At 49.2% G+C, this 14217-nt stretch carries 15 protein-coding genes and 1 tRNA gene; 10 read left to right on the forward strand and 6 right to left on the reverse strand.

Annotated elements, in window-relative coordinates:
* Nucleotides 1-14: 14 nt before the first annotated feature.
* Both C7B65_RS22650 and scpB read right to left on the reverse strand, forming a co-directional pair.
* Complete coding sequence (locus tag C7B65_RS22650) at nt 15-347, reverse strand: DUF760 domain-containing protein (RefSeq protein ID WP_073072572.1); 333 nt, start codon at nt 345-347, stop codon at nt 15-17.
* Nucleotides 348-510: 163 nt separating this feature from the next.
* Nucleotides 511-1011 (reverse strand): SMC-Scp complex subunit ScpB, encoded by a 501-nt coding sequence (gene scpB / locus C7B65_RS22655; RefSeq protein ID WP_073072574.1) that lies wholly within the window; start codon nt 1009-1011, stop codon nt 511-513.
* A 103-nt stretch (nt 1012-1114) separates the two neighbouring features.
* Here scpB and C7B65_RS22660 point away from each other — a divergent pair, with 103 nt between their 5' ends.
* The 6 genes from C7B65_RS22660 (at nt 1115) to C7B65_RS22685 (ending at nt 5459) form a co-directional block, all read left to right on the forward strand.
* Entirely contained in the window at nt 1115-1312 is a 198-nt protein-coding gene (locus tag C7B65_RS22660) for a DUF3285 domain-containing protein (RefSeq protein WP_073072575.1), read from the forward strand.
* A gap of 12 nt (nt 1313-1324) precedes the next feature.
* On the forward strand, nt 1325-1840 hold the full coding sequence (gene ybeY, locus C7B65_RS22665) for an rRNA maturation RNase YbeY (protein WP_073072577.1): 516 nt from the start codon (nt 1325-1327) through the stop codon (nt 1838-1840).
* A gap of 138 nt (nt 1841-1978) precedes the next feature.
* Nucleotides 1979-2440 carry a diacylglycerol kinase family protein gene (locus C7B65_RS22670; RefSeq protein WP_073072578.1) on the forward strand — a complete coding sequence of 154 codons (462 nt, stop codon included), beginning with the start codon at nt 1979-1981 and terminating at the stop codon, nt 2438-2440.
* Between the two features lie 72 nt (nt 2441-2512).
* Nucleotides 2513-3112 (forward strand): anthranilate synthase component II, encoded by a 600-nt coding sequence (locus C7B65_RS22675; RefSeq protein WP_073072580.1) that lies wholly within the window; start codon nt 2513-2515, stop codon nt 3110-3112.
* Between the two features lie 17 nt (nt 3113-3129).
* Complete coding sequence (locus C7B65_RS22680) at nt 3130-3954, forward strand: MBL fold metallo-hydrolase (RefSeq protein WP_244913270.1); 825 nt, start codon at nt 3130-3132, stop codon at nt 3952-3954.
* A gap of 191 nt (nt 3955-4145) precedes the next feature.
* Nucleotides 4146-5459 carry an aminopeptidase P N-terminal domain-containing protein gene (locus tag C7B65_RS22685; RefSeq protein WP_073072584.1) on the forward strand — a complete coding sequence of 438 codons (1314 nt, stop codon included), beginning with the start codon at nt 4146-4148 and terminating at the stop codon, nt 5457-5459.
* A 27-nt stretch (nt 5460-5486) separates the two neighbouring features.
* Here the strand turns inward: C7B65_RS22685 and C7B65_RS22690 are convergent, their stop codons facing one another.
* From C7B65_RS22690 to C7B65_RS22700, 3 genes are all read right to left on the reverse strand, one after another.
* Complete coding sequence (locus C7B65_RS22690; protein WP_073072586.1) at nt 5487-6305, reverse strand: alpha/beta fold hydrolase; 819 nt, start codon at nt 6303-6305, stop codon at nt 5487-5489.
* A gap of 208 nt (nt 6306-6513) precedes the next feature.
* On the reverse strand, nt 6514-7623 hold the full coding sequence (locus C7B65_RS22695; protein ID WP_073072588.1) for a sensor histidine kinase: 1110 nt from the start codon (nt 7621-7623) through the stop codon (nt 6514-6516).
* 3 nt (nt 7624-7626) lie between these two features.
* Nucleotides 7627-8349 (reverse strand): response regulator transcription factor, encoded by a 723-nt coding sequence (locus C7B65_RS22700; protein ID WP_073072590.1) that lies wholly within the window; start codon nt 8347-8349, stop codon nt 7627-7629.
* Between the two features lie 165 nt (nt 8350-8514).
* On the opposite strand from C7B65_RS22700, the gene C7B65_RS22705 reads away from it, so the two are divergent.
* The 4 genes from C7B65_RS22705 (at nt 8515) to C7B65_RS22720 (ending at nt 13620) form a co-directional block, all read left to right on the forward strand.
* Nucleotides 8515-8591 (forward strand) — tRNA-Met (locus tag C7B65_RS22705).
* A 400-nt stretch (nt 8592-8991) separates the two neighbouring features.
* Complete coding sequence (locus C7B65_RS22710; RefSeq protein WP_073072592.1) at nt 8992-9864, forward strand: glucose 1-dehydrogenase; 873 nt, start codon at nt 8992-8994, stop codon at nt 9862-9864.
* Nucleotides 9865-10068: 204 nt separating this feature from the next.
* On the forward strand, nt 10069-12270 hold the full coding sequence (locus tag C7B65_RS22715; RefSeq protein WP_083582978.1) for a GMC family oxidoreductase: 2202 nt from the start codon (nt 10069-10071) through the stop codon (nt 12268-12270).
* Nucleotides 12271-12282: 12 nt separating this feature from the next.
* Nucleotides 12283-13620 carry a family 1 glycosylhydrolase gene (locus tag C7B65_RS22720; protein WP_073072594.1) on the forward strand — a complete coding sequence of 446 codons (1338 nt, stop codon included), beginning with the start codon at nt 12283-12285 and terminating at the stop codon, nt 13618-13620.
* Between the two features lie 72 nt (nt 13621-13692).
* On the opposite strand, the gene C7B65_RS22725 is transcribed toward C7B65_RS22720, so the two are convergent.
* On the reverse strand, nt 13693-14064 hold the full coding sequence (locus tag C7B65_RS22725; protein WP_073072596.1) for a hypothetical protein: 372 nt from the start codon (nt 14062-14064) through the stop codon (nt 13693-13695).
* Between the last annotated feature and the right edge of the window lie 153 nt (nt 14065-14217).

Genomic DNA, 14217 nt, shown 5'->3' on the forward strand with positions numbered 1-14217 from the left:
TGTACGGAGACTCGTTACTCAATTTCTTCTCGAATTCCTGACAGGTCTTCTAGCTCCATGCGTTGCTCCATCTGCCGCAGAAAATAGCCAGTCAACATTGCAGAAGCCAATAGTCCTGCCAGGTTCTCGCGATCGGTGGTGATCTTGACTTCAAAGCCTTCCGGGGGCAACACACCCATCAAGCCTTGAACGTTGTGAGAGATAATTTGCTTGACTCTAGGGCTGGCCGATCGAGCTACGCGCTCTAAAACGTCGGGTGATTGGTGCTGGAGGTAGTTCAGAAGTGCGTTAACGTCAGCCGCCTCGTCAGTTTGGACAAAGTTAGCGTTGTCAGGGTTAAATGCCATGAGGTTCTAGAAACGCCGATTGCACTATTTTGGCACTTCTTTTAGGGAGTGTCCCTACCTCTTTTTAGAGAAAGTCAAAGGAAAGTTACGCAAACCTCGGAGGTTTTAACCAGGAATCAAGCATCGTGACCGACAGAGTAGCTTAAACCTCCGAGGTTTTGGTTTATTCGGCTGCCTTGCTTCTCAGCTTTTCTAGGCTCTGAGGCAACTGATTGAGTTGAAAATATTGATGAAATTTGTCTGTCACCTGAATCCAATACGATCGCCCGTCTGACTGCCGTCGCTTGCGGACAAAGCCTTGCAATACAAGTTCTTGAACATGCTGATAGGCACCTGATCCCCGCAGTTCTACCAGGTCGGTTTGAGCGATCGGGCCCTTAATGGCGATCGCTGCCAGGGTTCGCAACTCGCCGACTCCTAAATCTGCTGGCACTAAAATCTGTACCAGATGTTGAAATGCTTCTCGTAGCTGTAAGCCATATCCGTTAGGCGTTTCTACGATTTCTAAGGCACTGTCTCGGTGGGCATAGTCCGCCATCAGTTCTAAAAGCCCTTCTTGGGCAGAGTCGCGATCGCACGCCGCAAACTCAGCCATCTCGGCGATCGATAACGGCTGTGCCTTTAGATAGAGAATCGCTTCAAGGGTGCTAGAAAGACGAGACATGAGAGAACCGTGCAAAAAAATAAAGAACCGAAAAGGAGTGCGTCCGCAAATTGCTACATTAGTGAGTAACTCTCCTTTTATAAGCTGTGACACGTCAGAATCTATGAGTAATCCGTCTCCGATCTCCGAAATTCCGGCTGAGTCTGCAATTTCTGACTCTAAAGATACAAAGAAACCCAGCTATGTCAAGCTTGCCATGCGAAACATGGTGCGTAAACGCGGCACTTCAATCTACCACTTTGCTCTGACGACGATCGGGCTTCTCAGCGTTTTGGTCGGGCTGGCTTACATCACTCGTTAGGGTTTAGGGTTCATGCAAGTCGAAGTTAGTGTCCAGGAGTGCTTTTCAGCTAACCAAAATGAAATACTCGTCTCTGCGGAAACTTGGGAGATTTGGTTTCGTCTTTGGTTAGAGCTTCTCAACCCAACGGATGTCGAGGATGGCTTGCCTCTGCATTTGCAAGAAGCTTATGAGTTAAGTTTGCGTCTCACTGACGATCGTGAGATTCAAACCCTCAATCACCAATATCGCCAGAAAAACCAGCCAACTGACGTACTAGCGTTTGCGGCGCTTGAAGTCGAGAGTCCTCAGCCGATCGATGATCTTGAGGCGCTATATCTGGGAGATATTGTGATCTCGATCGACACGGCTGTCCGACAGGCACATCAGCAGGAGCATTCTCTGCAAACCGAACTTGCCTGGTTATCAGCACACGGGCTACTGCATCTTTTAGGGTGGGATCATCCCGATGATCAAAGCTTGACCCGAATGTTGAATCAGCAGCAGGTTTTGCTAGAAGCGATCGGGCTAACATTGCCAGTTGACTAATCTTTACGCCTCAGACGAATCTTGCAATACTGTCTTTTAAAGTGGTTTAAAGCAAAATATAAGACGAGAGAGCCACTTCTTGCCAAATCTATCGAGTTAATGCTGCTGATTGCCTATTTTGTCCCTTCGTGAGTCACTATGTCAGAACTGCCTAGCCAACCTCCAAAGCGCCCCTCCACAAAAGTGGTGCCTCTCAAACCCACTCGCGATTTGGCGTGGCAAGTGGCTCCAACTCTGTGGACGAGCTTTAAATATGCCTGGATGGGAATTAGCTACGCTTTTCAAACCCAGCGCAACTTTAAAGTTCACGTTTTTGTGGGCGCGATCGCGATCGGCTCAGGCGTTTTTCTGCACCTCAGCGTCGTTGAGCTGGCGGTGATTGGGTTGACGATCGGAGCGGTTTTAGCGATGGAGTTGTTAAACACCGCGATCGAGTCAGTCGTTGATTTAACGGTCAAGCAGTCTTATCACGAACTCGCCAAAATTGCCAAAGACTGTGCGGCGGCGGCGGTTTTGGTGTCGTCGATCGCGGCGCTATTAGTGGCTGGTTTTCTGCTGTTGCCCAAACTTTTTCTCTTTGTGGAACTAGCACTTCATTGACGACTAAGCAGCAGGGACGCGAAAGAATATGGGAGGATAGTCAGTAAGTTTTAATCCTTCCACTCTATATAAATGATTCTTGTCATTGATAACTACGACAGCTTTACCTATAATCTGGTGCAATATCTCGGTGAGTTAGGGGCTGAGTTTCCCGTAGCGGCAGACATTCAAGTTTATCGAAACGATCAGATCACGATCGAGCAGGTGCGTCAGCTTCACCCCGCAGGCGTAGTCATTTCACCGGGGCCTGGAAGACCAGACGACGCGGGCATCTCGCTCGATTTGATTCAGCAACTTGGCCCAACGATGCCGATTTTGGGGGTGTGCCTGGGGCATCAAAGCATTGGGCAAGTGTTTGGAGGCGCGATCGTCTCGGCACCCTTGCTGATGCATGGTAAAACCTCTGAGGTGCATCACACCGACACAGGCGTTTTTAACGGACTCGACAACCCAATGACCGCAACTCGGTATCATAGTCTCGTGATTGAACGGCAATCTTGTCCTGAAGTCCTAGAAATCACGGCTTGGGTTGATGACCAAACCATTATGGGTGTGCGTCATCGACAATATCCTCACATTCAGGGGGTGCAGTTTCACCCAGAAAGTGTGCTCACGGCATCAGGCAAGCAATTGCTCAGGAACTTTTTGCGGGATATTAGCAATCAGGGATAGAAGGTTTGAGTTTGGGGATGTCTACAGAACCTCACCAATCCGTTCAGAACGCTAAATTTGTTGTGAGGGCGCTAATGAAACGAAGACAGTTTGTGGGTTATGCCGGGGCAAGCTTGCTGACAGCAGTAGGCACAGGCGTAATTTTTGGGAGTGATTCTGTTCGGGCACAGACTAATTCACTCTCGGTGCAATATTTGGGGCACACCTGCTTCTTATTTACGGGCAGTGGGCAGAAGATTCTGGTCAATCCCTTTCGGAGTCTGGGTTGCACAGCCGGATATCGTGCGCCGAAGGTCGGTGCCAGCCTCGTGCTGATCAGCAGTCAGCTTTTAGATGAAGGCGCGATCGAGCTTGTGCCCGGAAATCCTCGCTTGCTCTACGAACCTGGGGCCTATGAAGTGGGTGGGATCAAGATTCAGGGCATTGGCGCTGATCACGATCGAGTTGGCGGCAAGCGGTTTGGCAGCAACGTCTCTTGGCGCTGGACTCAAGGCGGCGTGACCGTGCTGCATTTAGGGGGTGCGGCAGCCCCAGTCACCCTTGAGCAAAAGATCTTAATGGGAAGCCCAGATGTGTTGTTGATTCCAGTCGGGGGTGGGCCCAAAGCCTATACTCCTCAAGAAGCAAAGCAAGCGATCGCGATGCTCAACCCTAAACTTGTGATCCCGACTCAATATCGCACTCAGGCGGCTAAGGATCAGTGTGAGATCGTTGGGCTTGACGACTTTCTCAAGTTGATGAGTGGTGTCCCGGTGCGTAAGGGTGGCGATTCCATCTCGATTCAAAAATCAGACTTGCCAAAAAATGGGATGGCAATTCAAGTTTTAAGCTACAAATTCTAAAGAGGGTGAGGGGTAAAATGTCTTTTTGCCCCGTGTTGCAGAATGAGGGGATGAAATGGCTGTAGGGTATAGCGCCCCCGTGCCTACCCCTAACGGAGGGCAACCACGGGGGGATTGCCCCTACCCAATTATCCCGCCATTCAGCAATCCCCTTTACCCTTCATCTTTTACCCTTCACGCTGCTATTTTTTATGCATTCTGACTATCGCCAGCGTCGCGAACAGTTGATGACCAAGATTGGGTCGGGCACCGCCATTTTTCGCAGTGCGCCGACTTCGGTAATGCACAACGATGTCGAATATAACTTTCGGCAAGACAGCAATTTTTTCTATTTGACGGGGTTTGATGAACCCGATGCCGTCGCAGTGTTTGCGCCTCATCATGAGACGCAGAAGTTTGTGCTGTTTGTGCGTCCCAAAGATGCTGACAAAGAAACCTGGTCAGGCTATCGCATTGGGGTAGAGGCTGCAAAAGAGATCTATGGAGCAGATGAAGCTTATCCGATCGCTGAACTCGATGAAAAGCTGCCTCAATACGTCGAGAAAGCCGATCGCATCTATTACCATGTGGGACGCGATCGCACGTTTAATATGACCGTTCTCAATCTTTGGCAGCGATTGATGTCAACCTACGACAAAAGAGGCACGGGGCCGATCTCGATTGAAGATCCCGGCCCAATTTTGCATCCGCTCCGACAGGTGAAAAGCGCGAACGAACTAGAGCGAATGCGAAAAGCCGTTGAGATTGCGGCAGAAGCGCACAACCTGGCGCTAGATATGCGAAAACCGGGGCGCTATGAATATGAAATTCAGGCAGAAATGGAGCGGCTGTTTCGGCTTAGGGGTGGTTTAGGTGCGGCGTATCCGTCGATCGTCGCATCAGGAACCAACGCTTGTATCTTGCACTACACCGAAAATCGTCGCCAGATGCAAGACGGAGAACTGCTGTTAGTCGATGCGGGCTGCTCTTATGACTACTACAACTCAGACATCACGCGCACCTATCCGGTTAGCAGCAAATTCACAGAAGAGCAGCGCATTCTCTATGAATTAGTCTTGACCGCGCAACTGAAAGCGATCGAGCAAGTGCAGACCGGTAATCCCTGGAATCTCTTTCACGATGCAGCCGTGCGAACGATCGTAGAAGGACTTATGGGACTCGGACTTTTGCAAGGAGACATTGAAGAAATCATCAAAGAAAAAAAATATAAACCCTTCTTTATGCACGGCACGGGTCACTGGCTGGGGCTAGATGTGCATGATGTTGGGGTGCGGCAAATTGGCGAAACTTGGCAACCGTTTCAGTCAGGGCAAGTTGTCACGGTCGAGCCGGGAATTTATATTCGACCAGACTTTAAACCCTTTGAAGGACAGCCAGAAGTGCCCGATCGCTGGCGCGGCATCGGCATTCGCATTGAGGATGATGTGTTAGTGACAGACACCGGAAATGAAGTTTTGACGGCGGCGGTGCCCAAAGCGATCGAAGCAATGGAGCGAAGCGGTTAGACACTCTTAAGTATCTTATGGGAAAAATTAGCGATCGCTCACCCACCCATTACTAACCAAATCGACCCAACTCTCGACAAGTTCACCTCGATGAAGCAGTTGCCAAAGGGCTTGATTGACAATGTTGGGCGCTTCAACCATGACTGAGTGACCTGAGTTGGGTACGATCAGATGATTGCTACTGGGCATGTGAGTCGCTAACTGATTGCCCATCGACAAAGAAAATACGGGATCGCGTCCGCCTGTAATCACTATGACTGGACAAGGAATTTTGTGTTTTCGCCCGTCATAGCCCCAAAAAGACTCGATCACCTGATAGGGATGCGATTCAGACGGTAAGCTTGATTCTTGATCACCCGCTCCTACTAATTGCTGAACTTGAGACGAGTGATAAATCTGGTATCCGCCAGCCGCAAAGAATTTCATCAGAGGAACTTCCCACCAGGGCGTGAGATTGTGAGTGCCGCCTGCGATTGCAATCAGCGCTGTGACCGCATGACGATTTGCCCACTCTAGCCCGATCGGAACGCCGTAGCTATGACAACACAAAATCGGGTGCTGAATCTTGAAATGGTGCAAGAGGCGAGTTAAATCTCGGCGATGCCTGCCCACCGAATAGCGACGATAGCGACCCGATTCACCATGTCCTGCCAAATCGTAAGCGAGGACTGCGCGATCGCGCGATCGTAAAAACTCCCACTGTTTTTGCCAGTTAAAACGATTGCCCAACCCACCATGCACCAGCACGATCGCCGGAGACTGACCCGGTGAATAAGCAACTTTAAGTTCTACACTACCCAGTTTAATGACTGAACCCTCTAAAGACGCTACTGGCTTATCTGACATAAGGACACTGATCTCTTAATTCCTATGTTTAACTCGTCTTTGACAGGGAGGCTTGTTAGCGGGAAACAACAAGCGTAGGGTTGCTAACGCGGTTAACACGACGCAGACAATGATTAGCGCCATTAAAGGAAAGGGAACCATAGCAGACTTGACAAAGTTGAGCCTCTCCACTTTAGGGTCACGGTTTGACACCCTTGTGACCGACTCATCACAAAGTCGTGAATCGCTGGGCGATCGGCAGCGAAAATCGAAACACACTCCCTTTGCCCAGTTCGCTTTCAGCCAAAATGACACCCTTTTGCAACTCGACTAAGCGGCGAGAAATGGCTAACCCGATGCCCGTGCCACCAGAGTGACGATCGCGCGATCGATCTGACCGCCAAAATCGCTCAAACACATGGGGCAAATCGTCTGAAGAAATGCCCTGTCCGGTATCTTTAACGGCAATCCACATCTGACCCGTCTCCTGCCACGCTTGCAGAGTCACACTACCTTGAGGCGTATAGCGCAACGCATTGCCGATCAGATTGACTAAAATTTGTTCGACTCGTTCGGGGTCAGCGATCGCGGGTGGCAAATCAGCAGGACACTCAAGGCTCAGAATGGTCGTGCCTTCTAGAAGTTGATCAGAAAACCGTTGGACAAGGGACGCTAATAGAGGGCAGATATTGAGAGGTTTTGCATTAATGGGGAGATAGCCCGCCTCTGCTTGAGAAAGCTCTTGTAGGTCGTTGACAAGGCGGCGCAGGCGAGTGGTTTCTCTAGCAAGCCGTTGATAGATGTCAGAAGAAGCCTCGATCGTGCCGTCTGCCAGCCCTTCGAGATAGCCCTCTACGACCGTTAGCGGCGTTCTCAACTCGTGGCTTAAGTCACTGACCAAATCGCGACGACGCTGCTCAACGCCCTCTAGCTCTTTTGCCATGTGATTAAAACTCTCAGCCAACCGATTTAACTCAGGAATCTCATTGGCAGGCACGCGCTCTTCTAAATGCCCCGATGCAAACTTGCGAGTGATGCGCTCTAGCTGAATCAACGGTTGCACGATGCGCTGAGACACGAGATAACTTAGCGCTCCTGCTGTAGTGCCACCCACGATCACTGACCAAAAAGCGCCCCGACTCCAGGCTGACTCAAATCCTTCGAGCAGTTGACGACGAAAATATCGAACGTTGACCCCGCCGACCTGAATTTTTTCAATATGGGTGATAAACAGGCGCGGAGAGTAGAGTTTGCCTACGGTCAATAGAGTGCTCAAGCCGACCACCATGACGATCGTGTGAGACAAAAAAAGTCGTGCCCGTAGACCAAGTTTAGCCATAGATTATTTATTTGCAGATGATTCAGTAATGTCTTCAAATTTGTAGCCAACGCCGATCACCGTTTTAACAAAGGTCGGATTTGCAGGATCAAGTTCGACTTTTTTGCGGAGGCGAGCGACGTGCGTATCGACGACCCGCTCATCGCCAAAGAAGTTATCGCCCCAGAGTTTGTCGATGAGTTGAGTTCGATTCCAGACGCGACCGGGGTAACTCATAAAAGTCGAGAGGAGGTCAAACTCTAAGGTCGTCAGGTCGAGCGGTTCTGATCGATCGGGGCTGAGGTGACGAGTGGCCGATCGCTGATCGAGATCGATCGAGAAACTATGCGTTCGATAAATTTGGCTCTGTCCCCCTTGACGCAGCGTTCTTCTCAACAGCGCTCTGACTCGTGCAACCAATTCTTTAGGGCTAAAGGGTTTAACCATATAGTCATCGGCTCCGGTTGATAGCCCAATGATCCGATCGAGTTCTTCACCCTTGGCAGTCAGCATCAAAATATAGGGGTCTTTAGAGCCGGGTTTTTGACGAATGCGGGCGCAGACTTCTAGACCATCTAGTTTAGGAATCATCAAATCTAAGATAATCAGATCGAATTTTTGCTCTTGAAAGAGTTGCAGGGCGGTCAACCCGTCGCGACAGGTGCGGCAAGAGAAGCCTTCTTTTTCTAAATAAAGCTGAATCAGTTGAGCGATTTCAGCTTCATCTTCAACGATCAAGATTTCCATAAGGTGTGAATGGTGAAGGAACGATCGAGCGCTCTCTCCACGTTACGTCGTTTTTCTGGTGCTGTCAGGCTCTTTCATGGCTTAATGCACCTGAGTTTGTCCTAATATTGAAAATAAGTTGGTCAAACTTGATAATTGACGCTATATTGGATAAGTCGAAAGCAACGCGGGGTAGAGCAGTCTGGTAGCTCGTCGGGCTCATAACCCGAAGGTCCATGGTTCAAATCCATGCCCCGCCACCAAATCGATAAGTCCTCAGTCCGTCTGACTGGGGGCTTTTTTAATGGAAATTTATCAATAGAATTTCAACCCAGTTCCGACAGTTGTCTTAAAGCAAAATCTTCCGATCGATAGAGTTCGCACTGCTCTACTAAACATAGTCTTAGGTTAATTTAGGGTTGTGAGTAAACTACAACACACTGACTCTACAAAATTATGTCCATCAATTTCATGTTTCGTAAACGCTGTGTACAACGTTCGCAGAGGTTATTTTAGAGTGCCAAGAAGACAGTTATATAAATAGAAGACGATGTGGACTTAGAATGAGGCGATTAATTTAACTGCTCGACATTATTAACAACAAGATCAATCGTAACGATCGCGATTGAAACAACAGGTCTAATGTCTAAATAAATTAAACCGATGCAAAGTAAAGAATTTCGTCCAGCCTCTGAGGAGATTGCAGGGCAAAAGCTTCCTTATCCCGCTAGTCAGAAAGACATGGTGCCTGCGCCTGATAGCGATCTCTCCAACTATCAGCCAGCCGGAAAACTTCGCGGCAAAGTTGCATTGGTGACAGGAGGAGACTCTGGGATCGGTCGTGCCGTTGCGATCGCTTTTGCACTAGAGGGTGCCGACGTTGCGATTTTCTATAACGAGAACGAGGCAGATGCAAAAACGACCTGCGAAATGGTCGAAGCAAAGGGGCAACGCTGTCTCGCGATTCAAGGAGATGTGCGTCAATCTGAAGTGTGTCGTCAAGCTGTCGAACAAGTAGTGACTGAGTTTGGTGGACTGAATATTCTAGTGAATAATGCGGCTTACCAAATGGCACAAAAACAATTTGAAGACATCAGCGAAGAGCAGTTTCGTCGCACCCTCGAAACCAATATTTTTGGCTACTTTTACATGGTAAAAGCCGCCCTGCCTCACCTTAAAGAAGCGGATGCCATCATTAACACGGGCAGCATTGTGGGGTTAGTCGGCAACGAAATGTTGATTGATTATTGCGCGAGTAAAGGTGCCATCCACGCGTTCACAAAAGCGTTGGCGTTGAATTTAGGATCGCGTAAGATTCGCGTTAATGCAGTTGCGCCTGGGCCGGTTTGGACTCCGAACATTCCGGGAACGATGCCGATCGAGGAAGTTGAAAACTTTGGACATGAGGTGGCAATGGGTCGTCCTGGTCAGCCCGAAGAACTCGCGCCAGCCTACGTTTTTCTAGCGTCGCAAGACTCAAGTTTTATGACTGGCAGCATTGTAGAAGTAACCGGAGGCAAACTGTCGAGTGGTTAATCTGCCATTAGACCTCCTGCATGAATAAAATTCTCGACGTAAACCACCCTTAGAACTCGCCCCCTAACCCCCAATTCTGGGGGAACTGGAGTTCAAAGTCCCCCAAAATTGGGGGATTTAGGGGGCGTTCCCGGATTCATGCAGGAGGTCTATTCTATGACGTTTACATACCCTGGGGCTTAGTTCTTTAGCACACAAGTCAATATGGAACAAAGTCCTTACCCACCTGGAACGGTTCGTTCTCTTCTAGACACATCGCAGGTTACTCCCAAAACGAGAGAAGTGATTAAAGCAAGGCTGGCAGAAGAACCAGCCTTAGAACCCAGTTTTTTTAATGCAGAATCTTTCGCAATTTTGCAGGCAGTTACCGATCGACTGATTTCTCAATCTCACGGGATTGACCTTGCAGGCGCGCTCGATCGTCGATTAACGACTGGCACTGGCGATGGCTGGCGCTATAACACGATGCCTCCTGACCCGATCGCCCATCAAGCAGGGTTAACTGGAGTAGAAGAAAGTGCTCAAATCCTCTTTGGGCACAGCTTTGTCGCGCTGTCTGAGTCAGAACAAGATAGGGTATTAACCGCGATTCAGCAGGGCAAAGCACCCGGAAAAACTTGGGAACCAATGCCTTCAGTCCGCTACTTTGAGGAACTGCTAGTCGAACTCACCGAAACTTACTACAGCCATCCCTTAGCGCAAGAAGAAATTGGCTATGTCGGAATGGCGGATGCAAAAGGTTGGCAAGCGATCGGACTCAATCAGTTAGAACCCTGGGAACCACAGAGTGGAAAAACAATCCAATTATCACTAACAGAATCGCCAACCCGAATGCCAACGCAATCTATATTGCAAGAAACGAATCATTTACAACGCTATGGGACAAAGGATATCGTCGATGCAGTAGTGATCGGAACAGGCGCGGGTGGGGCACCTTTGTTAGCGCGGTTAGCACAAGCCGGACTTAGCGTAGTCGCGCTAGAAGCGGGAGAACATTGGCATCCCGCTGAGGATTTTGCAACGGATGAGCGATCGCAGTCCAAGCTTTTCTGGACAGATGAGCGACTCAGTGCTGGAGAAGACCCGATCGCGTTCGGCAACAACAATTCTGGCATTGGCGTAGGCGGATCTACACTGCATTACACTGCTTACGTACCCAGACCGCACCCCGATGATTTTCACCTCTACCGCGACTTTGGAGTCGGCGTAGATTGGGCAATTGGTTACGACGATCTCAAACCTTACTATGAAGAAGTTGAGGGCTTTCTGGGAGTTTCAGGTGCGTCTCCTTATGAATGGGAACCCGATCGTAAACCCTATCCACTGCCTGCGCTGCCGCTAAATGGAGCCGCACAACTGATGCAGCGAGGCTGTGAAGCCTTGGGAATTCGGACTTCTCCTGCCGCAAATGCAGCGCTTTCTGCGCCTTATTTTCAGTCCGGTGTGGGTTGGAGGGCTGCTTGCACTAATCGCGGATTTTGTCAGGCAGGCTGCACGACTGGTGCAAAAGCCAGTATGGATGTCACTTTCATTCCGTTGGCGATGCAGCATGGGGCTGAAGTGCGATCGCAATGTTTTGTGACGCGGTTTGAGCGAGATACCGACGATCGCATTACCGCAGTAATTTATGTGCAGGCAGGCGAAGAAAAGCGCCAACCTTGCCGAACCGTATTTTTGTGTGCAGGCGCGATCGAGACTCCCCGATTGTTGTTGCTGAACAACATTGCAAACTCTAGCGGTCAGGTCGGACGCAACTTTATGGCGCATCCTGGTGTGCAAGTGTGGGGACAGTTTTCTGAAGAAGTCAGACCTTATAAAGGCATTCCGGGTGGTTTGATTTCGGAAGACACTCACCGCCCTCAAGACGCAAATTTTGCAGGCGGATATCTGCTGCAAAGTATTGGCGTGATGCCCGTCACCTATGCTTCTCAGGTCGCACGAGGAACAGGGTGGTGGGGCGATCGCCTACATTCTCACCTGCTCAACTACAACCACACTGCCGGAATCAATATTCTCGGAGACTGTCTTCCTTATGAGCATAACTATTTAGAACTGTCTAACGAACGGGACGATCGCGGCTTGCCAAAACCTCGCATTCATTTCACCAACGGCGAAAACGAACGCCGCATGACCGCCCATGCAGAATCGTTGATGCGTCAAATTTGGGAGACAGCAGGCGGTGAAAATCTCTGGACATTTCAGCGCAACGCTCACACGATCGGAACGTGTCGCATGGGCACCGATCCGACTCAAGCCGTTGTCGATTCTGACGGTAAATCGTTTGATGTGCCCAACCTTTATATTATGGATAATTCCATTTTTCCGAGTGCGCTGAGTGTGAATCCGGCTTTGACGCTGATGGCACTCTCGTTACGGACCGCCGATCGCTTTCTTCAGCATAATTAAGGAATAACTTCAGTGACAGCAGGATTTTTAGAACAGCTTCAGAAACGCTACGGCAATCATCAATATCCCGGTGACAGACAGGGAGGCGCAGCCGGAGCAACAGGACAAGGGGAACCCAGCACCCGCCCCGGAAACTTTATGTTTGCAACGGGAATTGAATGCTCGTATCCAACTATTGATCACGGAAAAACTCGCCGCGATGAATTGGAAGAGTGTCATCACTATCAACGCTGGCAAAAAGATTTGCAACTGGTTAAAGATCTGGGTTTGAATGTCTTGCGATATGGATTGCCTTATCATCGCATTCACCTCGACGCAGGACGCTATGACTGGAGTTTTGCCGATGAAGTCATGCAAGAAATGCAGCGACTAGAGATTACGCCGATTCTCGACTTGATGCACTTTGGTGTTCCTGATTGGTTGGGCAATTTTCAAAACCCTGATCTGCCGATTCACTTTGCAGACTATTGCGCGGCAGTTGCCGATCGCTATCCCTGGGTGCGTTATTACACGCCCGTTAACGAGATTTATGTGACAGCAAAAGCCAGCGCCAAAAATGGAGTATGGAACGAACAACTCAAGAGCGATCGGGCGTTTGTCACGGCGATGAAACACATTGTTGCCGCCAGCATTTTGGGCACTCAAAGCCTTGCCCAGCGTCGCCCTGATCTAGTTGTGGTGCAAAGTGAAAGCGCTGAGTATATCCACGAAGCTTGTTCGGTGCAATCTCAAGAGGTGAAGTTACTCAACAAATTGCGTTTTCTATCGTTAGATTTGCTCTATGCGTTTCCACCCGACGCAGATGTTTGCATGTATCTACTCGATAATGGCTTGACTCGCGCTGAATATGATTGGTTTATGGCAGGTGAGCCGCCGGGCTATCAAGTCATGGGCAACGATTATTATGGACGCAACGAGAAAATTCTTTTGCCTGATGGCACTATGTGTCAAGGTGAAGATGTCTTTGGCTGGTATCAAATCACTAGAGAGTATTACAATCGCTATCGCAAGCCCGTAATGCACACTGAGACGAATGTGTTAGATGCTGAAAAAGCATCCTGCTGGCTGTGGAAACAGTGGGTTAACGTGCTGCGAATGCGACAAGATGGCGTTCCCGTATTGGGCTTTAATTGGTACAGCCTGATTGACCAAATCGATTGGGATATCGAACTCGCTGAGAAAAAAGGCACAGTAAATCCTTGTGGTCTATACGATTTAGAGCGAAATCCGCGCCCCGTTGCTCAGGCATATCGCGACTTGCTAAAAGAGTTTGGACAGATGACGATCGTCCCTCACGGCGAAATGTTTGAAGTAACGAGTCAGCCTGCTCGTCTCAAAATAGAGGTTTAGGTGAGTTGTATGAAAAGGAACCGCATGAATGTGAAGTATGAGGCAATCGACGGTTCCCTAACGTCCAACTTCCTAGAGTTGAATGGTGATTTTGTTGTGCAACTCCTCCACTTGAATCAGTGAACCATTCCCGATCGCAATGTTGAACTTCACTAAAGAACGCTCAACTTGATATCCCGGCAACACTCGAACAATTTGATATTCAGTCATCAAATCACTGGTGCCATCCCACTTGAACAATGCCAGTTGATTGGATGCAATCTCACTCAGTTGTGAAACAAACTCTTCAATGCGATCGCTGACATTCACGAGAATGCCAGACGAAAGGAAGATGTAACGCTCTTGCAAATCCAAAGTCACACTGACTCGATACCGTTTTTCGGTTGAGCAACGCAACTCAACGGTAAACGAAATCGAGCCAGGAACGATCGTCCTAACTCCCATAATATTTTGTCCTCTCGGTTACTTCAAAGAGGACAAGAATGCCGATTTCTCAGAGATTCTAAAGGGATGAAAAACATATGCAGGATCTTGATTCCAGCCTTTCAAGATCCCATAGCAAAGCTGACGGTGTACAATCATGAACGCCTCCTGAGT

It is taken from the genome of Phormidesmis priestleyi ULC007 (assembly GCF_003003695.1).
GTDB classification, from domain to species: Bacteria; Cyanobacteriota; Cyanobacteriia; order Leptolyngbyales; family Leptolyngbyaceae; genus Phormidesmis_A; species Phormidesmis_A priestleyi_A.